The sequence below is a fragment of the Flammeovirga sp. SubArs3 genome (assembly GCF_947387565.1).
Taxonomy (GTDB): Bacteria; Bacteroidota; Bacteroidia; order Cytophagales; family Flammeovirgaceae; genus Flammeovirga; species Flammeovirga agarivorans.
Genome location: NZ_CANDOA010000001.1, coordinates 296,333 through 316,673 on the forward strand (window position 1 = coordinate 296,333; position 20,341 = coordinate 316,673).

The following is a 20,341-nucleotide window of genomic DNA, read 5'->3' on the forward strand; positions in this document are numbered from 1 at the left end:
TAGATACATGGAATGAAATGCTACCCATCAAAAATAAGTATGTGCTTTGTTATTGAAATTTCTATGAGAAAAGTTATTACTTTTGCCGCAAACAACTAATTATATCAATTCACTAATCGAAATAAATAAACTTCATCAACGAAATATGAAATTAAAAACGGGAGTCATTTCAAAGACATTCGACAATAAACTGACTAGACCATTCTATTTGCTATTCGCTCTTATTGTATTGAGTAGCCATGATTTGTATATCAAAATGGAGACCTACTTCTTGAAACCCAATCAGGAAGCATCTTTTAGTTTATACAATGGTACTTTTGAAAATAGTGAAAATACAATTTCAAGAGATCGACTTTTAGATGCTTCAATCGTAGCTCATGGAAAAAGAGTCGCTATTTCAGCCAGCCAGTGGGTAGATCAGGACAGTACGGTAACAAAAGCTATTTTTAAACCTACAGAAGAAGGTACCTATGTCGCTGGTGTTTCTACAAAAGAAAGAGTTTTTCAACAGACGGCTGAAGAATTCAATAGCTATTTAAAACATGATGGTGTTTTGGATATGCTGAATGAGAGAAAATATAGTAACACATTAGATGAGGATGTGGCAGAAAGCTACCAAAAGCATGTAAAAGCCATCTACCAAGTTGGTGATCAAAAATCTGAGGACTGGAAGACCATCTTAGGATACCCTATTGAGTTTGTACCAATGGATAACCCTTATGCTAAACATAGTGGAGAATCTCTTGATGTACAATTACTATTGGACGGCCAACCTCTTGCCAACCAAATAGTATATGCAGATCATGTTTCAGGACATCATACGCATGACGGTCACACTCACAGCCATGATCATGGTTCGGATCATGAACATACGCACACTAACGGTAAACAGCTACGAACTAATGACCAAGGGGTCATTACAGTGGGCTTACCCGAAGATGGTATTTATTTTCTTCGAACTATCCATATGAAAAAGGTAGAAGGCAATAAAGATTATACACATCAATCTAAATGGAGTACACTAACTTTTGAAGTGACACATGAACATGGCGAACATACACATACGCATGATCACGACCACAATCATGACCATGAAGAAGGGATTCCAACTTCACTGTTTGTGATCGTCAGCTTATTTATAATCGCTACATTATTTATGTATTTTAGAAAAAACAACTAAGATGAAATTGAACTTTAAAAAGGTTTTCTTCCTGTTTCTATTATTTCTTCCATTGATTGGATTTGCACATGATGTTACTAGTGCCGATCAGGAAACATTACGTAACGGTGGTTTATGGGCATATATTCAAGTAGGTGCAACTCACATGCTGACAGGGTATGATCACCTACTTTTTCTAGCAGGAGTGGTATACTACTTAAATGGCTTCAAAGATATCTTAAAGTTTATCACCGCTTTTACTGTAGGACATTGTATCACATTAATTGGTGCTACGTATTTAGGAATTACTGCTGATGAACATTTAGTTGATGCAATCATTGCTTTGAGTATACTTTATAAAGGTTTTGAAAACCTTGGTGGCTTCGAAAAATTCAATGTCAAGTCTCCGAACTTATTACTTATGGTTGTTATTTTCGGACTGATTCATGGCTTTGGATTATCGACCAAATTGCAATCTTTTGATATGGGACAGGGTGAGTTCCTACCTAAGATTTTATGTTTTAATCTGGGTGTAGAATTAGGACAAGTATTAGCTTTAATTCCTATTGTATTCATCATTACCTTATCAAGAAAAAACAAAGATTTTCCTGCTTTCTACAAGGCAGTCAATTGGTATTTAATTATTGCAGGTTTTGGCCTATTCTTATATCAAATGTCAAGGTTTTACTCGGGTCATTAATTGATCCAAAAATCTATAAAAAACAAAAAGTAGAATATCGATGATTTATAAATTATATTGGTATTCTACTTTTTTATTTAGCTAAAAAAATATGAATCCTGAAGTTCCTATCATCATTATTGCTATCGCTATCCCTTTATTTTTTCTTTGTCTTAGATTTTTCAAAAAAAGAAATATTAGCACTCAGAAAAACAGGCTTTGGATCGCGCTAGGTTTTACCTCTTTTGTTAGTCCTGTGATTTATATCCTTGTTATTCTGTCTTGGCTATGGTCTAATTCCTATTACAGTAAAACAGAGTTTAATGCAAAAGTTTGGGAAAGTACAGAATTGGAACGCTACAGAATGTCGGAAGATATTATCGAAAGTAAGATGCTTTTGGGTAAATCCGATCAGGAAGTAATTACATTGCTAGGTCCCGATTATATCTACTATAATAAGACTACAATCACATATATGTTAGGTTTCGTCCCTGGGTTATTTAATATTGATCCCGATTATCTTGAAATCACCTTAGAAAATGGTATTGTAGTAAGTGTTACCCAATATGAAGGTTAAACATTTCATGACTATTCAAGTTTAACTATCAGAAATTATCCGTACCCAAGACCAAAAAGTATAACTCTTCTACAAAAATGTTTAAGTTCTAAAGCCCTTTCTGTCTTTACCTTTGTCCTAGATCATTTTTAAAGAAGAACTTAAAATAATTACAAGATGAAAAATGCAATAGTTTGGATATCAAGTTCTACTAGAATTAATGTAAGTTATATTATTCTATAATCGGTTGATATAGGGTTCTATACCTAACAAATCCATAAGAAAATTCAATTGTAATAACATTTCATTGAAACATATAAATCAAAATAAATGAAACGTATCATTAAATGGTTATTTATCACTGTAGGTATTTTGATATTATCTGTGGTAATTATTGGAACTGCATTTATTAATATTAGTCCGCAATTTGGAGGATCTGCCAGTCAGGATCAACAGTTAAGTTATGCAGAAACCGGTCATTATCAAGATGGGATATTCATCAATGATGAAGAGATTATTATGGAGTACAACTGCCATAGTATCACAGCGATGCTAAAAGAAACGATGAACCCAGATCCTAATGTAGCTCCACATCAAAATATTGATGTGCTTAAAATGGATCCTCAATCGATAGGTACTTTACCGGACTCATTACCTAGAATCACTTGGTTAGGTCACTCGTCATTCTTAATAGAAATTGATGGTAAAAAGGGCTTAATTGATCCTGTTTTTGGTCAATACGCTGCTCCACACCCTTGGTTAGGAAGAGCTCGATTCAATAAGGAAATGCCCATAACTATTGCTGATTTATCTAATATTGATTTTGTAATTATCTCTCATGATCACTACGATCATTTGGATTATGAATCGATTGATGAATTAAAAGAAAAAGTGAACCATTTCTATGTTCCGCTGGGTGTTGGAAATCATTTAAGAAGATGGGAAATCAGTGATGATAAAATCTCAGAGATGGATTGGTGGCAAGAAGCCAAGTACAAAGATTTAAAAATAGTACTCACCCCATCAAGACATATGTCGGGAAGAGGGTTAAGCGATCAATCTGCTACACTTTGGGGATCATGGGTGATACAAAGTCAAAACACTAATATTTACTTTAGTGGCGATGGTGGTTATGGAAAACACTTTAAAGAAATAGGAGAAAAATATGGCCCATTTGATGTAGGTTTAATGGAATGTGGACAATACAATGAGCTTTGGAGAGATGTTCATATGATGCCCGAAGAATCCGTTACTGCTGCCCAAGACATCCAAGCGAAATTAATTGTCCCTATACATTGGGGATCATTTGCGTTGGCTACTCATTCGTGGACTGATCCTGTAGAAAGGATCGTTAAAGCTGCAAAAAAAGAAAATATGCCAATTGCAACGCCAAAAATTGGTCAATCTATATTGATTGATGGAGAGCTGAAAACAGATTATACACATTGGTGGGAAAGTAAACGCTACGCAATGATGAGATAGACATTGAAAAGACTACATCTTTAGAAAGGTGTAGTCTTTTCTATTTTACGTAAAAATGCATTCAGAAATAAATAGTATTTTTAATACCTAAGAACAAGAATCCATCAATTATTTACGTATCATGAACATCAAGAAAATTATCTACTCTACTCAACGCCCTGCCCTATATGAAAAATGAACCACCTTTATGTGGACAGATCCTTATATTTCGAAACAATTACTTCAAATTCATCTGAACCCCGATATTGACCTTGCTAGCCGTAAACAATCTTCTATCGAAAAAACCGTCAATTGGATTCTTGAACACTTAAAAGTGGAGAAACCTTTAAAAATTCTGGACCTAGGATGTGGTCCAGGTTTGTATACCAAAATTCTTGCAGAAAAAGGACATCAAGTCACTGGTATGGATATCTCTAAAAACTCAATAGAGTATGCCACTTCCTCAGCAGACAAAAACGGCCTTTCTATTCATTACAGAAATGAAAGTTATCTTGAAGCTGATTTAGGAACTGAAGAATATGACCTCATTTTACTTATCTATACTGATCTCGGTGCTTTAACTCCTTCAGAAAGAGCTCCTTTACTCATCAAAATAAAAAATGCCCTAAAGAAAGGTGGTTCATTTATTTTTGATGTATTGAAAGATAAAGACTTTACGAAAAAGGCATCACCCAAATCTTGGGATGCAGTAGAAGCAGGCTTTTGGAAAGGTACACCACACTTGGCCTTATCAGAATCATTTTTGTTTGAAGAGGAGAAAGTTCTCCTTTCACAACATACCATTATCGACGAAAATGATACTACAGATATCTACCGTTTTTGGACTCACTTCTTCTCCAAAAAAGATGTTTTAGAAATGATAGCCTCTCTAAATTTTTGCAATGTTACTTTTGAAGAAGGTTTACTCCCAAAAAGCGATATGTGGAATGGCGATAATGTATTGTTTATCAAATGTGATAAATAAGAAAGAATCAATTAGTTTTGGAGAATTAAAACAACCAAAAGCTATTCATAATTGTAGAATCGCTTTACTCATCAATTTATTTAGAGATTGCAACAATTATTTGATAAAATCAGAAACGACATTCCATTGTCACCCGAAGCAGAGGAACATATTTATTCGATCGGGGAAATAAAGAATATATCTAAAGGTGACTTATTAATACAACAAGGCCATACTGTTCATACAACTTTCTTTGTTACTGAGGGGTGTTTACGTTCTTTTTATGTTGATAAAGATGGGAAAGAACATACCCTACAATTTGCAGTAAATGATTGGTGGATAAGTGATTTTATGGCCGTCTACAACCAAGATGTTGCATCACTTACTGTTGAGTGTATACAAGACTCTAGAGTCATCGAATTTCAGATGGAACAATTGCAAGAGATTTACCCTTTATTCCCTGAATTTGAGACATTTCAAAGAAAGAACTTGGAACGTCATGTGATGCACTTACATAAAAGAATTCTAAATCAGCTTAGGTTAACAGCTACCGAAAGATATGAATTATTCATAAGACAATATCCTAATATAGAACAGTTTACCCCTAACTATTATATTGCTTCTTATCTTGGTGTAACAAAGGAAAGTTTAAGTAGAATACGAAAATTAAAAGCTCAGAAGTAGCTTTGTTATCATAGGGTAATTTCTAAGAGATCTTTATCATGTAACTTTGTGAATTGAATATAAAATCACCAAAAGTTATGCTAAAGAAAATTCTTGGATTATCACCAAAATTAGAGTCTGATGGCTCATATAGCCCGTCTAAATTGGCGTTAATGATAGGAACATCGAAAAAAACTGACTATGAAAATATCTCTTACAATCAATACAAAGGTGAAAAAACTAAGATTTTAGTCATCTTTACAGAAGAGAAAAATCTTAAAATGAAGAACGGTAAATACTTCTCAACAGGCAACCACCCTGTTGAAGCACTATTACCAATGCTTCATCTGAAAAATGCTGGGTTTGAATTTGAAATCGCAACCACTACTGGTAAGCCTGTCGTATTTGAAATGTGGGCTTTCCCAGATAACGATATCGCTGTGAACACCCTATACTATGATCTGAAATCTGAATTTGATAATCCTGTTAAACTCTCTGATTTTATAAACCTATCTTCTCATCGCCCAGAAGATTATGCAGCAGTCTTTATTCCGGGAGGGCATGGAGCCATGATTGGAATTCCTGAAGATAAAAATGTAGATAAAGTCTTAAGATGGGCTGATGAGAATGAACTGTTTACTATCAGTTTATGTCATGGTCCGGGAGCTTTTTTAGCTACTACATTAGACGATCAAAAGTTCCTTTATGAAGGGTATAACATGGCTGTTTTTCCAGATTCTGTGGATAATCAAACGCCAATGTTTGGATACTTACCCGGAAAAATGCCCTATGGGTTAAGTGAAAAACTTAAAAGCCTCGGAGTATCTCTAATGAATACAAAAATGGATAAAACGGTTTGTCTTGATAGAAAACTGATTACTGGAGCTAGTCCTTTAGCCTCTAATGAGCTTGGTAAATTAGCTGCTAATACCTTATTGAAAGAATTAAGTTAAAAGGGTATTATCCAAAAAAATATTATTACGGTCTGTGGATTTGTTCATCACCATTGAATGAATTTACTGGCCGTTTTTTTATTCAATTAACTCTTTTAATAGTATTTTTAATGGTGATTCATTGAGTTGAAAGGACTAAAAAGTCTAGTTTTCATAACCTTCTATTGTCATTTCATGAGAAATATTATTATCAAAGGTGCAAGGCAAAACAATCTTAAGAACTTGGACTTAGAAATACCAAGAAATAAGATTGTAGTATTTACGGGTGTTTCTGGATCGGGAAAATCGTCTTTGGTTTTTGAGACCATAAATGCTGAAGCACAACGTCAGCTGTACGATACTTTTAGCACTTTTGCGAGAAGCAGAATGCCAAAATACGAACAAGCAGACTACGACTTGATAGAAAATTTATCTCCTGCAATATTAATAGAACAAAAGCGGTTTTCAGGTAATTCTAGATCTACTGTAGGTACTGTAACGGAAATATACACTTACCTTAGATTATTATTTTCTCGTATTGGTTCTGAATTTATTGGAGGTTCTAACCACTTTTCCTTTAACTCTCCTGAAGGGATGTGTGAGCACTGCAGTGGAACCGGATTCGCCACTAAAATTGAAGTTGATGCCCTCATAGATTGGAATAAAACAATTAATAATGGTGGCATTTTATTTAGTGATTTCAAAGTAGGTTCTATCTATTGGAAACAGATTGTGATGTCCAATTTATTTGACTGCGATAAGCCTTTCAAAGATTTCTCTGAAAAAGAGAAACATGACTTCTTATATGCAAAAAGTATTCGACATGATTTTGGAGATGAGGAAGGTTTTCTGAAAGGTAATTATGAAGGTTTGTACCGTAAAATCAATCGCCTGTATCTGAATAAAGATATCGCTAGTCTTTCGAAAAAGAAACAGGATGTGATCAAAAATTATATCCATCAAGGAACATGTGACCAATGCCACGGTGCTCGTCTAAATGCAAAAGCTTTATCAGTAACTATCCATCAAAAAAACATATTTGAATTATGTGAGATGCAACTAAATCAGTTATTTGATTTTATCTCACAAATAAAAAATGAGAGGGTAGTAACAGTGCTGGAACAAATACAATTGCGTTTACAATATCTGATAAATATTGGCGTCGGGTACCTCAACTTATCGAGAGAAACCAGTACATTATCAGGAGGAGAAGCACAACGAGTAAAACTTGCTAAACAACTAGGCAATAGCCTTACTGAGATGATCTATATACTTGATGAACCAAGTGTTGGACTCCATCCTAGAGATGTTCATTTAGTCAATGAATTATTCAAAGAACTCAAAGCAGGAGGAAATACAGTCTTAATTGTTGAGCATGATCCTGATGTGATTAAGATTGCTGACCATATTATCGATATCGGTCCTCATGCTGGTGTGAAAGGTGGTGAAATTATGTATCAAGGTGATTTTAAGGGCTTACAAAAAGCAGATACACTCACCGGAAAGTTCTTACATACTCCGATTCCTAAAAAGGGTCCAATAAGAAATTCAAATGAGTACTTCACAATAGAAAATGCTACATCCAATAACCTAAAGAATATTACCGTAAAGATTCCAAAGGAGTTATTTGTCTGCATTACTGGCGTTGCCGGATCTGGAAAAAGCTCATTGATACATCAAGAGTTCTTGAAGAAAAACGCTAAAGCAATTGTAATTGATCAAAGTCCAGTTGGACAATCTGAACGTTCTAATTCGGCCACCTATACCGGTGTATTCGATTTGATTCGTAAAGTGTTTGCTAAACAGAATAAAGTAAGTAGTGCATTATTTAGTTTTAATTCAAAAGGCGCCTGTCCAAAATGTAATGGATTAGGTTATATCACGATAGACATGGCATTTTTAGATGCTGTTAAATCGAAGTGTGAAGAATGTAATGGAAAACGATATAATCATGAAGTACTCACCTATAAGTATCAAGGAAAAAATATCCATGAAGTATTAGAACTTACGATTCAGCAAGCCTACGAGTTCTTTGCTATCAAGGAAATTCAATTAAAACTAAAGCTGTTAATTGATGTAGGACTTGGCTACTTAAAACTAGGACAACCTCTTTCTACATTATCTGGAGGGGAATGTCAGAGAGTGAAGCTAGCTAGTGAATTACATAAAGAAGGAAATATCTATATTATGGATGAGCCAACAACGGGCCTTCATATGTCAGATATTCAAAAAATTATTGAGTTAATGAATCAATTGGTAGATAATGGAAATTCATTAATCGTTATCGAACATAATTTGGATGTGATTAATAATGCCGATTGGATTATCGATATTGGACCTGAGGGAGGTATTGCCGGAGGGGAATTAGTTTTTGAAGGAACACCAGATAAGATCGTACTTTCGAAGACAAGTTACACAGGCAGATATCTAAAGGAATATAAGAACGCTTTCAAGTAAAACAGTCACTCTCTCAATAAATGATTTAATAAAATGAAAGAAACTATACTAAAATTCAGTCAGCTATTATCAGAAGGAAAAGAGTATATTGAAAACTCTTCTATTGAAGAATTCACCAAAAAAGAAAGGCCAGAAAAATGGTCAAAACAAGAGATCTTAGGTCATCTTATTGACTCGGCAATAAATAATCTTCAACGTTTTACGGAAATTCAATTTGAGGAAAAACCTTATGTTATCAGAAAGTACAACCAAGATGAGTTGGTAAAGGTCAATGATTATCAAAATGCCAATCATACCGAACTACTTCATTTCTGGATGTCGATAAACCATAGAATTATAGCAATTATGAAACTCCAAACGGAAGTAACTTTAGGATACAAAATTGTATTAGGTGATCATGAAATTTCGGATTTAAAGTATCTCATGCAAGATTATGTTGCTCATTTAGAACATCATCTCCAACAACTAACCATCCAAAGTAAATAATATATCTTCCACATTTTCTGTATATAAACTATTTATCGCTCTTTGTCTTTTAAGATTCGGGCAATACTTTGAAAGCAATACGACATCTTTTAACAGGATAAATAATTAGAATTACAACATCAATTTTTTAAGTATAGAAATGTTGTAATGAAAAAATTCACTCTATTTTTAATATTAGCAAGTCTGGTATTTACCTCCTCAGCACAAACTTGGGAACAAATGAATGCTTCAAAAAAAGAAGCAATGGAACATTTTAATGAAGATAAATTTGGAATGTTTATTCATTGGGGACTGTACTCCATTTTAGGAGGAATGTATAAAGGTCAAAAAATTGATGATATAAAAAGTCCAGATCCTGGTGTTGCAGAGTGGATTCAAGCAAGAGCTAGAATTTCTAGAGAAGAATATTCAAAACTAGTTGATCAATTCAATCCTGTAAAATTTGATGCAGAGGAGTATGTGTTGCTATTGAAAAATGCAGGGATGAAATACTTGGTCATAACTTCTAAGCATCATGATGGTTTTGCACTTTTTGATTCTGAACATAGCACATTTGATATAGGTTCTACTCCTTTTAAAAGAGATATCATCCAAGAATTATACGATGCCTGTCAGAAACATAATATTGATTTTGGGGTATACTATTCCCATAATATCGATTGGAATGATGCGAATGATTGTAACATTAAAAATTACTTAGATTATACAGGAGAAGTTTGGCCAGAACCTGCCGACTTTAAAGGCAAAAAACGCAGAACAATGGGGGCAAACCTTTGGGATCCATCTCCAAATACATTTGATGACTACTTATATAACAAGGCGTTTCCTCAAGTGAGGGAATTACTCACAAAGTTCCCAAATATTAAATTTATGTGGTACGATTTTGCTCACTTTTTAACGAAATACCAAAGTTTTCAATTTTATAAAACGGTGTACGATATCAACCCTAATGTGATTGTTACTGATAGAGTGGGGCATGGTTTGGGTGACTACAAAATTCCTGGGGATAATAAGATTCCTACGGTAGAAGAAATGGAAGGCAAACCTTGGGAGACGGTAGGAACTTTCAACCATTCTTGGGGATATAAAGAATATGATAACGATTGGAAATCTCCTTATGAGTTAATCTATTGGCTTACTGCTATTGCTTCGAGAGGAGGCAATTACATGTTAAATATTGGACCTAAAGGTGACGGATCTATTCCAGCACAAAACATTGAAAACTTAAAAGCTTTAGGCAAGTGGACTAGCGTAAATGGTAAAGCAATTTATGGAACGCATAAATGGAAAATTAATCAGGAAAGTGCTGAAATAGATAAGAACGAAAAAGGCTACGGCTTTAAAGAAAAGTTTGCAGCATCTGATTTCTGGTTTACTGCAAAAGGAGATAAAGTATATGCTATCGCTTTAGAAAGAGGTAAAACAGCTCTTATTAAAAGTTTTGCTAATGAGGATATCAAAGACGTAAAACTGTTAGGTTACGATAAGAAATTAAAATGGAAACAAACTGATGATGGGTTATCAATTGTTCTACCTAAAAATAAAGATAATCAAATTGGCTTTGCTGTAGAGGTGACATTAAGTAACTCATTATAGAGTATTTTGAGGAATATACAAGGCTCCCAACCATTAAACTAATGTTTGTTTAGTGGTTGGGAGCTTTCATATTACATGCTCATCAAGCACCTAAAAATACTCTTGATACTTCAGCCGTATTTCTCGACCAGTCAATATCATACACTTCATCTGCTTCTTCTATATTATCAACAACCGTCAGACTTTGTACTTCCGATTTAAGCTTTAATAATTGACCAATTTTTAATTTAGCATCAAGTTTTTTGATCAAGGCTTCTACACCTTCTGTATTTAAATTACGAATCAATTGTCCTTGAAAAATCATTTCTAACCAAATGATTTCTCTTGTTTCAATTGCTAAAACTCCAAATACCAATCCTTTCGTTAAAGTCTGATTTACTCTCACTTGATGTTGTACCGTTGTCGGATCGTAAGCCACTCCACTTTCAGAGATTTTCATAGGATGTTTACTATTCATCCAGCCAACAACTAGATTCGGAGATAAACTACCATTTGTGTAAGAGTTGCAGGTGAAAGTAACATACTTTGCATTGAGCTTTTCTAACCTAGAAAGATCTACATCTATATATTCGGCGGTCCCCACTTTTTCAGGAATATACTGTATATCTCCACTGTGCTGACATCCTGGAATTGTTAATTGAGAATATGAGCAAAATTCTGATTTACCTTCATAGGCAACATGACAACTTAAATCCATATCTAAGTGTTGAGCCGATAAACCCTCTCCCCACTGTAAAAATAACCTGACCGTATCTCCCTCCACCTTATATTGAGTTCCCATTAATCCACTAGAAATATCCTGAATCGTTTCAGAACGGTCTCCAATGGCAATAGGAATATTAAATAGACTCTCTTCAATATATATCGTTGAATGTTCATTATTCTCGGCTAAAAACTTCTTTTTCATACATTTCAAACTAAGGTCTTTTACCAACTCCTGCATATTGCTTAGTTCTTCATGGGTATACAATTGAAGCAACTTATTAGGAGGAATCATTTTATTTACTCCTCCCAAAGGATTCACTGACCTTGATACATTCTTATCAAAATAATTTTCAGCATACATATCTAAAGTAAATACTAGTCGTAATGGAACTTGATCCATTATATCTTCAAAATGTTGGATAGTGATATCTCCACCAAACCAAAGCATATTAGAAAACAATGAGCGAGCAAAAATTCCTGGTCGTTTTTTTAATAACTGAAAAGTACTTTCAGCATCTGATTTCATTTTGAAATGATCCACTTTACCCTGCCATACCTCATACTTTTCATTATAAAAAGTATCCATTAAAAGAGATAACTGACTAAAGCCTTTTCTTTTGCTATATTCTGATAATCGTAATGCTCTAATCACTCTCACCCAAATGTTTCTTTTCGGGTGCATTAGTTCACATTGAGACTGAATGTCCATCGAAAGGCTATTTAACCAAAATGCATATTGACGACACTCCTTTCTTGTAAATTTCAGCTTAAGTTTATTTTTCGCTTTTTCTTCTGCAAGCGTACTTTGGCCTGATGCTGAATGTAAATGGTTTGAATTTTTCTTATTGCGGCGAACGATCACTTTTGGCTCAACAAGCTGAAGGAAACCCGTATGTTTAAACCATAAATATCTAAGAATATCATTTGGTGATTTAAACAATGTATTCCCTTCCTCAATTTTACCCTCTTCGACTAATGCATCTATCACAAACATTAGCGTTTCTTTTATTTTAATATCTGTATGAGGTAGTACACCAAACTCATTGATCAAGATTTTTAAATCCTCTCTTTGAGTGGCATCTAAAGCAACAGGAGAAGAGAGAAGATCTGCTAAATACTCTTTTAATTGATCCATAGACCATAGTTTCAATACCTTCAACTTATTCACTGATGGCAGTAAGTCTAATTGATCAAATTGAAACGGAGTACCACAAAATGGACATCCGTTGTATCGTTCCAATGGAAAAGTGTGCTCTGGTATATGATGGCCACATTCTAAAATCACCCCATTTTGATGTTGAAATAACTGAGCAAATAGTGTAATAATATGATCTTTTATTGACGCCCCAGTAGGTATATCCCATTGTCTAACCAAGGGAGTCCAATTCTTATTTACCCCTGTGACTTCTTTTAAGAGATCCAAAATCTCGAATAGAGTTTCTTGAGAACATTGATTCACTTCTTTCAATAATTCCTCAGAAAATGTAAAGCCTAATTTAGTACAATTAGCCACCAATAATGTAGTGGTATGATGTAAGTGAGATCCACTAATTCTCGTTTTCCATTGTGTAGGGACTACCAATGCGTTTTTTCTTAACGCTACTTTTAATATATCTGATTTCATAATAATTAGTTTAAATCAGGTAATCTTGCTTCTAATTAGTTATCAATAATGGTGGGGACGGATCCCCTGAAGTAAGAAGCAATTGACCTTGATTATATTGGGTAATTTAGAGACTTTTGCCAACCAATCGTTCTCCTTTCGGAGACCAGGATTCGAACCTGGATTATAGAAGTAAGCCTCTATTGACCCATGAGTAAACAATACATCAGTATCTAATTTTGTAGGACAGGTAGGATTCGAACCTACGACACAGATACCCAAAGTATAGGAGTAAATTTGATTTGACCTCACTATGGTAATTTAATAACATAGTCTGGATTCGAACCAGTTTAAACCGTTCTGTAGTAAGTTAGTATTGACCAATGTTCGGTAATCATCAAATTATCTTGCTCTACCTACTGAGCTACTGTCCTAGTATGAGGAAGGTGACTACGCAATAGTTGCGTAGCCTTATTTTTTCTTTCTCCAAGGGGCATTTTTATTATGATCACCTGCCATAATAGAACCATAAGGTAAAATCTCGTCGACTACTTCACCTAAACCGAACTCTTTCATCTGTTGTCTTACAGTGTCAGCATTCTTATAGGCAGAAGGTAATTCTGAAATATCTATTTCGTTAGAGTAGAATCTAACATCTAACCCTGCAGTTTCATCAGCAAAAATTTCTGCATCAGTTTTATGATCATTATTTCTCTTATGCTGAGTTCTACTCATATTTCTTCCTGCACCATGTGGAGCAAAGCCTAAATTGGTAGCACTTTTTTGTCCTTTCACTACTAAAATTTGTGATGCCATGTTTAATGGAATCAACCTTAAATCAGAGTCTTCCGGCATAAAAGAAGGATGTAAGGGTGTCGCTCCTTTCGCATGATAAAAGTGATTACCTTCTTTGAATACAAAGTTATGCTCATTCCAGAACCTATCTTTGACATCCAATTGAAGTTTATCTGCAATATCATCATGTATACAAGTATGATTTTGCTTGGTCCAATCTCTCATCACTTGTAAAGCCTTCCAATACTCCTGTCCTTCCTCCGTATCAAAAGGAATCCAAGCATTTTGCTTTAAGGTTTTAGGAGAAAGATTCCTTCTAAATTTTTCCGCTACCTTCATCCCTGCCTTAAATAACTTCGCTCCAGGAGCTCTCGAACCATGATGAGTTACTACAACTGTATGTCCAGTAGCTTTCGATATCCCGACATAAAGAAAATGATTTCCATCTCCTTGAGTACCTAGGTGTTTTCTTGCATCTTGGATCATAAATCTTTGATTCAAGAATGAATTTCCATTGAAAGCTGCTAACAAATCTGCAGGAAATCTATATTGATCATCTCTACTTCTACCTCCAGGACCAAAGTGTGTGGCCTCATGAGCTGCATCCAATACTAGCTTGGGATCAACTTTTCCGTAATCTGAAAGCATTAGCGAGCAACATATATCTGCACTGTGCATACCTGGGTGAATAGCATTTTCTGTCACCACTACCCCACCAACTGGGATTGTTCCCTCTGGTCCACTTGGACAAGCATCTGGCATAATAGCTCCGTCTACCACTGTTGGTGTTTGCATCACTTTTTGCATTGTATTTAATACTGATGCTACATTCGATTTTTCTAACTCATTCTCTGCTTTAATATTGATTGAAAAATCAATAGGTTGATCATGTAAATCCATTACCGGAGCCGTTTTAAATTGCTCTAAGTAAGTCTTCATTTCATCATCGGTAAGTGAGTTGGCATTGATATGCTCTATCGCTTTCTTAAACCATTTCCCTGGTCTATATCCTAAATCTATTAGTGTATTTCCATTAATCATTTTCTTTTCCATTTGATTGTGTTTTTGATAACAATTCAAAGGTGAAACTCAACTACGCAATGAATTTGCGTAGAAGTAAATATTTTTTAATTTTTGTGATATGGCACAAAATAAGAATGCTTTAATACGTTACAAAACGATAGATAAATGTCTGCAAAACAAGTACAAAGAGTGGACTTTAAATGATTTAATAGAAGCTTGCTCTGAAGCGTTGTATGAATATGAGGGCAGAGACATCAACGTAAGTAAACGTAGTGTTCAGCTCGATATTCAAATGATGAGGAGTGATAAATTAGGATACAATGCTCCCATTGTTGTCTATAATAAGAAATACTACAAATACGAAGACGACAACTACTCTATCATGAATATCCCTTTAAATGAAAATGATATGAGTATTTTATCGGAGACCGTAGAAATGCTAAAGCAATTCAAAGACTTTTCCTTGTTTTCTGAATTGGGAGGTATCATTCAACGTTTAGAAGACAAAGTCTATTCTGAGAAAACCAACCAGCCCTCGATTATTCATCTAGATAAAAATGAAAACTTAAAAGGTCTTCAACATTTAGATATTATCTATCAAGCGATATTAAAAGAGGTAACTTTAGATATAAAGTATCAATCATTCACAGCAAAGAATCCATCAAAGGTGGTGTTTTTTCCATACATACTGAAAGAATTTAATAACCGGTGGTTTGTCATAGGAAAACGACAAAAAAATAGAGTAATCCTCACTTTTGCATTAGACCGAATTATGGAAATCGACTACAATCTAAAGGTCGACTATGTAAAAGAAAACTTTGATGGAGATGAATATTACAAAGACACTATTGGGGTAACGGTAATGAACAAAAAGCAACTTCATGATTGCCATCTAAAAGTCAATGCTTTTAATGCTCCCTATGTGATTACCAAGCCAATTCATCATTCTCAAAAACTTATCGAAACCTATGATGATGGTAGTGTTGTAGTATCTGTAAGAGTACATCTCAATTATGAGTTTGAAAGAATAATATTAGGGTTTGGTGATAGTATGGAGGTACTAAAACCTTGGAGTTTAAAAAGTAGAATAAAACAAAGACTTAAAAAGGCCTTTCACAATTATCTAACGGAAGAGGAAGAACAATGCAAAGATTAATAGATAGTATCAAAGCTTATATTACATTAGATCAAGAAGAACTTTCTATTTTAGAAGAGTCTCTATCCATCAAACAGTATACAAAGAAAGAAGTCATTTTTAGCGAGGGCCAAGTAGCCAATGAGCTTTACTTTGTTACTAAAGGCTGTGTACGACTATTTTATAATGTAGAGGGAATCGACAAAACAGCTTTTTTCTATACTGAAGGACAATTCATCTGTGCTGGCGAAAGTTTTACCTTTGGAACACCTGCTTTGGAAAGTTATCAAGCCATTGAACCTACAGAGTTGATTATTTTTACTAAATCTGATATTGAAAAACTAACTCGCCTAGTTCCAAAAATGGAAGTGATTGCAAGAGTGGCGGTAGAAAATGAATTAATTACAAGTCAGAAAATCATTGCTTCTTTTGTCACCAAATCTGCTAAAGAAAGATATCGTGATTTACTAAATACTCAAAAAGAATTATTCCAAAGAGTTCCTCAACAATTTATTGCTTCCTTCTTGGGTGTATCTCCTGAGACCTTAAGTAGAATAAAAGCTAGAGTTCACAAAGAAGACCTTTCTTGACGATCGTCAAGAGAATTCTAATCTGCTGCCTGTACCTTTAAAACATCATTAAATAACAAAGAAAATGAAGCATGTATTAGTAGTAGGTGCAACCGGTTATCTTGGGCAATACCTAGTCAAAGAACTTAAAAACAAAGGTTTTTGGGTTAGAGTTTTGATCCGCAAAGAGAGTCAAAAAAGCCTTTTTGAACAGGTAGATGATTTTTACGTTGGTGAAATCACAAAACCTGAAAGTATTCAAGACTTAACTCAAAATATTGACTGGGTAATTTCAACGATTGGAATCACCCGTCAGAAAGATGGTCTCACTTATATGGATGTCGATTACCAAGGCAATGCCAACTTATTAGCGTTAGCAAAAAAAGATAAGGTAGAGAAGTTTCAGTATATCTCTGCTCTTAACGGTGACCGATTGAAACATCTAAAAATCTTCGAAGCCAAAGAGAAGTTTGTAGATGAGTTAAAACAATCTGGTTTATCGTATTCCATTGTAAGACCTTGCGGTTTCTTTTCAGACATGAAAGATTTTCTTGATATGGCAAAAAGCGGTAGAGTTTATCTTTTCGGTGACGGAAGCTTAAAAATGAATCCAATTCACGGCGAAGACCTTGCAAAAGTATGTTTGCAACTGATACAAGGAGACAACAAAGAATCCACAGTTGGTGGACCCGATATATTTACTCAAAACGATATTGCTACTTCAGCATTGCAAGCATGGGGTAATCCTATTAAAATCAGTCACCTGCCTGATGCAATAAGAAAACTTACGATCTGGTTATTAAGAACATTTACATCATCAAAAACATATGGCCCATTTGAGTTTTTCTTAACCGCAATGGCCTTGGACAATGTAGCCGATGTGTATGGAGATCATCACTTGGAAACCTTTTTTGTCAGTGAAGCTAAAAAGCAAAAAGCAAGTTCCATCACCCAGAAGTGAAATTCTGGGCTTCGATAACTTATCCTTCCACTTTCTTCAATGCTCGATTCAAACTTCTTATTGTCACTCCTAAATAAGAAGCCATGTTCTCTTTGGATAAAGGTACTTCCTGTTTTGCTTGAAGTTCTAATAGTTTACCTAAACTATGTTCTATTGTATAAAGTTGTTGAAACGATGCTCTACTAGATGTATTGATAATTCTTTCTGCAAAAACGTCTAACAGCAAATTATTCAGAGCAAGATCCGTCTTCACTAATTCTGAAAAGTAGTCATAGGCAATTGCATAAACAGAAACATCAGTAATTGCCTGAATGCTACATAGACATCTTATTTTCTTGATAAACTCAATTTCTCCGACGATTTCACCACTACCTAAAAACTCTAAAATATATTCTTTATCATTTTCTTCAGTAAAAAAACACTTTGTAATCCCTTCTTTGATCAAAATTACTTTGGTCGGTTTTTCGTCCTGACTAAACAAAAAATCTCCTTCACGATAGTGTTTTACAAGAATCTTATCCTTTCTATTTTCTTGTTCATAGAGACGCTGTATATAGGTTAAAAATGTCTGGTTTTTCCTTAGCATAAATTAGGCGGGACAAATGTCCTTTTATAGGTTTTCTCTTCTATTTAATTTTGTATTTTTAAAAAAGATAAACATAAAGAAATGAAAAACAATATTAAAACCATAGCATTTGATGCTGACGATACATTGTGGGTCAATGAGACATATTTTCAGGAAGCTGAAAAGCAATTTGGAGAATTATTAAAAGATTACCTTCCTATACAAGAAGTCTCTAAGGAGTTATTTCAGACAGAAATCAAAAATTTACCATTATACGGTTATGGAGTAAAGGGATTTATGCTGTGTATGATTGAAACAGCCAATAGAGTATCCAATGACACCATCTCACCTACTGTAATCAATAAAATTTTAGAAATAGGAAACGAGCTTATCCTCCAACCTATCGATGTACTTGATGGAGTAATTACTACTTTAGAAGCCTTAAAAGATGATTACAGGTTGATTGTAGCCACAAAAGGTGATCTTTTAGACCAAGAACGTAAATTGAAGAACTCAGGATTGGAACATTATTTCCATCACATTGAAATCATGAGTGATAAAAAAGTAATGGATTACCAAAAACTTATTCATCATTTAGATAGCAAACCTGAAGAGTTTTTGATGATTGGTAACTCAGTAAAATCAGATATTCTTCCAGTATTGGAGCTAGGGGGTTATGCAGCACATGTACCATTCCATACAACATGGGCACATGAAAAGCATGAGGAAGATATTCAAGACCCTCACTTCACAAAGTTACAAGCTATCAATGAAATCGTTAGTATTTTAAAATAGATAGCAAAAAAAGTCTCTCAATAAGGTAACCCCTAATGAGAGACTTTTTTATTTCTTATCCCTTAAATCGGATGGTGGATATCCATAGTATTTTTTAAATACTTTACTCATATGAGCGATATGGCTAAAGTTTAAATCAAATGCTATTTCTGTCAAGCTTTTATCAGTATAGGTTATCTGCCTAAAAACTTCTTCTACTTTTTGTTGATTATAAAACTGAAGTACTGGCTGATCAAATATGGATTTAAAAATACGATTCAACTTAGAAACACTCATGCCATATTCATCACTTAGTTCTGTTAAGTTGGGTTGTTCTGAAAAGTCCGATAAATAGGTATTCTTTAATCGAACCATTGCTTTCAGGTCTTCCGGATGGATATTCGTCTTTAATCTTGTCGATTCGTTTTCCATCTTCTCTATTATTGCCCCCATAATATCTGCAGACTTACTAAAAAATGTAATATGCCTACGTCTTGATGGATCAACATTGGCCATAATAGTCTTTACATAGTTCTCAATTTCTACATCAAGAGAAAAATATTGCAACCATGGTGATTTGTCATCAAAAAGAGTCTTGAGTTTAAAGTCTGGATTGGGAGTATTAAAGCTATTGAAAAGATCTAATGAAAAGCGGATTGTTACCCATTGACAGTCAATATTATTAGGAAACTCTAACTCAAACTCCTGACTAGAATTATATATGTATATGCCAAGGTTATTAAAATTGGTACTCTGTCCTTTTCTATAAAATTCACCAGTACACCCAATACGAACAATGATATAATGCTTTTCCTCATTGGGAGTATATTGAGCAACTATAGGTTTCTTAGAATTGAGGTGAAAGATATCTACAAACATATCTCCTAAGAAGCGTATGGAATTTGCTTTCACCTGACACCAACTATTATTAATATTTAATTCTTCACCATCCCAAGTTCCACCTAACTCTTTGGCAATTATCTCATACCCTTTATGATGGTCTATATCACTGGTTGAAATGATGTACTTATCTTCCATAATCTGCATTTTCTATTTATTCTAATATACAACGCTCCATTATTTTACACATCATTTCATGAAAAAATCAATAAAAATATGAATTGACGATTTTTGACAACCGCTTAAAGAAAACGTACAAATCATTGCTTAGGATAACGACGACATTTGTAATGTAATCAATTGGGAAACACACTTAATCATCTCTTCCTAAACTGTTTACAACAAAATATTTTATCAT

General features: G+C 34.2%; 19 protein-coding genes. 14 read left to right on the top strand and 5 right to left on the bottom strand.

Features of this window, described 5'->3' with window-relative positions; all coding sequences use genetic code 11:
• The first annotated feature begins 145 nt into the window (after positions 1-145).
• The 10 genes from QL232_RS01250 to QL232_RS01295 all read left to right on the top strand — a co-directional run bounded on the left by QL232_RS01250 (position 146) and on the right by QL232_RS01295 (position 10,953).
• The gene (locus tag QL232_RS01250) at positions 146-1,180 is read left to right on the top strand and encodes a DUF4198 domain-containing protein (RefSeq protein ID WP_281612716.1); all 1,035 of its coding nucleotides are present in this window, start codon (positions 146-148) and stop codon (positions 1,178-1,180) included.
• Position 1,181: 1 nt separating this feature from the next.
• Entirely contained in the window at positions 1,182-1,859 is a 678-nt protein-coding gene (locus tag QL232_RS01255) for a HupE/UreJ family protein (protein WP_281612717.1), read from the top strand.
• A gap of 91 nt (positions 1,860-1,950) precedes the next feature.
• Complete coding sequence (locus QL232_RS01260) at positions 1,951-2,415, top strand: hypothetical protein (RefSeq protein ID WP_281612718.1); 465 nt, start codon at positions 1,951-1,953, stop codon at positions 2,413-2,415.
• Positions 2,416-2,724: 309 nt separating this feature from the next.
• Positions 2,725-3,876, top strand: coding sequence for an MBL fold metallo-hydrolase (locus tag QL232_RS01265; RefSeq protein ID WP_281612719.1), 1,152 nt, complete (start codon positions 2,725-2,727; stop codon positions 3,874-3,876).
• A 187-nt stretch (positions 3,877-4,063) separates the two neighbouring features.
• Positions 4,064-4,840 (top strand): class I SAM-dependent methyltransferase, encoded by a 777-nt coding sequence (locus QL232_RS01270; protein ID WP_281612720.1) that lies wholly within the window; start codon positions 4,064-4,066, stop codon positions 4,838-4,840.
• 87 nt (positions 4,841-4,927) lie between these two features.
• A complete protein-coding gene (locus QL232_RS01275; protein WP_168882161.1) occupies positions 4,928-5,503 on the top strand; it encodes a Crp/Fnr family transcriptional regulator in 576 nt (191 codons plus the stop codon).
• A 77-nt stretch (positions 5,504-5,580) separates the two neighbouring features.
• Entirely contained in the window at positions 5,581-6,435 is an 855-nt protein-coding gene (hchA, locus tag QL232_RS01280; protein ID WP_281612721.1) for a glyoxalase III HchA, read from the top strand.
• A 174-nt stretch (positions 6,436-6,609) separates the two neighbouring features.
• Complete coding sequence (locus QL232_RS01285; RefSeq protein ID WP_281612722.1) at positions 6,610-8,871, top strand: excinuclease ABC subunit UvrA; 2,262 nt, start codon at positions 6,610-6,612, stop codon at positions 8,869-8,871.
• A 33-nt stretch (positions 8,872-8,904) separates the two neighbouring features.
• Positions 8,905-9,357, top strand: a complete 453-nt coding sequence (locus tag QL232_RS01290) for a DinB family protein (RefSeq protein WP_281612723.1) — start codon at positions 8,905-8,907, stop codon at positions 9,355-9,357.
• A gap of 147 nt (positions 9,358-9,504) precedes the next feature.
• Positions 9,505-10,953 (top strand): alpha-L-fucosidase, encoded by a 1,449-nt coding sequence (locus tag QL232_RS01295; RefSeq protein WP_281612724.1) that lies wholly within the window; start codon positions 9,505-9,507, stop codon positions 10,951-10,953.
• Positions 10,954-11,035: 82 nt separating this feature from the next.
• Here QL232_RS01295 and QL232_RS01300 read toward each other — a convergent pair whose 3' ends face one another.
• The 3 genes from QL232_RS01300 to QL232_RS01310 form a co-directional block, all read right to left on the bottom strand.
• Complete coding sequence (locus QL232_RS01300; protein WP_281612725.1) at positions 11,036-13,282, bottom strand: hypothetical protein; 2,247 nt, start codon at positions 13,280-13,282, stop codon at positions 11,036-11,038.
• Between the two features lie 42 nt (positions 13,283-13,324).
• Complete coding sequence (locus QL232_RS01305) at positions 13,325-13,573, bottom strand: hypothetical protein (RefSeq protein ID WP_281612726.1); 249 nt, start codon at positions 13,571-13,573, stop codon at positions 13,325-13,327.
• A gap of 159 nt (positions 13,574-13,732) precedes the next feature.
• Positions 13,733-15,109: an RtcB family protein gene (locus tag QL232_RS01310; protein WP_281612727.1), complete on the bottom strand. Its 1,377-nt coding sequence runs from the start codon at positions 15,107-15,109 to the stop codon at positions 13,733-13,735.
• 88 nt (positions 15,110-15,197) lie between these two features.
• Between QL232_RS01310 and QL232_RS01315 the strand changes: the two genes are divergently transcribed.
• The 3 genes from QL232_RS01315 to QL232_RS01325 all read left to right on the top strand — a co-directional run bounded on the left by QL232_RS01315 (position 15,198) and on the right by QL232_RS01325 (position 17,744).
• On the top strand, positions 15,198-16,235 hold the full coding sequence (locus tag QL232_RS01315) for a WYL domain-containing protein (protein WP_281612728.1): 1,038 nt from the start codon (positions 15,198-15,200) through the stop codon (positions 16,233-16,235).
• The gene (locus QL232_RS01320; RefSeq protein WP_168882169.1) at positions 16,223-16,804 is read left to right on the top strand and encodes a Crp/Fnr family transcriptional regulator; all 582 of its coding nucleotides are present in this window, start codon (positions 16,223-16,225) and stop codon (positions 16,802-16,804) included. Before QL232_RS01315 ends, QL232_RS01320 begins: the two co-directional genes overlap by 13 nt.
• Before the next feature lie 64 nt (positions 16,805-16,868).
• On the top strand, positions 16,869-17,744 hold the full coding sequence (locus QL232_RS01325) for an SDR family oxidoreductase (protein WP_281612729.1): 876 nt from the start codon (positions 16,869-16,871) through the stop codon (positions 17,742-17,744).
• Between the two features lie 19 nt (positions 17,745-17,763).
• On the opposite strand, the gene QL232_RS01330 is transcribed toward QL232_RS01325, so the two are convergent.
• Positions 17,764-18,330, bottom strand: a complete 567-nt coding sequence (locus QL232_RS01330; protein ID WP_281612730.1) for a Crp/Fnr family transcriptional regulator — start codon at positions 18,328-18,330, stop codon at positions 17,764-17,766.
• An 81-nt stretch (positions 18,331-18,411) separates the two neighbouring features.
• Here QL232_RS01330 and QL232_RS01335 point away from each other — a divergent pair, with 81 nt between their 5' ends.
• On the top strand, positions 18,412-19,104 hold the full coding sequence (locus QL232_RS01335) for an HAD family hydrolase (RefSeq protein WP_281612731.1): 693 nt from the start codon (positions 18,412-18,414) through the stop codon (positions 19,102-19,104).
• 48 nt (positions 19,105-19,152) lie between these two features.
• Here QL232_RS01335 and QL232_RS01340 read toward each other — a convergent pair whose 3' ends face one another.
• Positions 19,153-20,130 carry a helix-turn-helix transcriptional regulator gene (locus QL232_RS01340; RefSeq protein WP_281612732.1) on the bottom strand — a complete coding sequence of 326 codons (978 nt, stop codon included), beginning with the start codon at positions 20,128-20,130 and terminating at the stop codon, positions 19,153-19,155.
• Between the last annotated feature and the right edge of the window lie 211 nt (positions 20,131-20,341).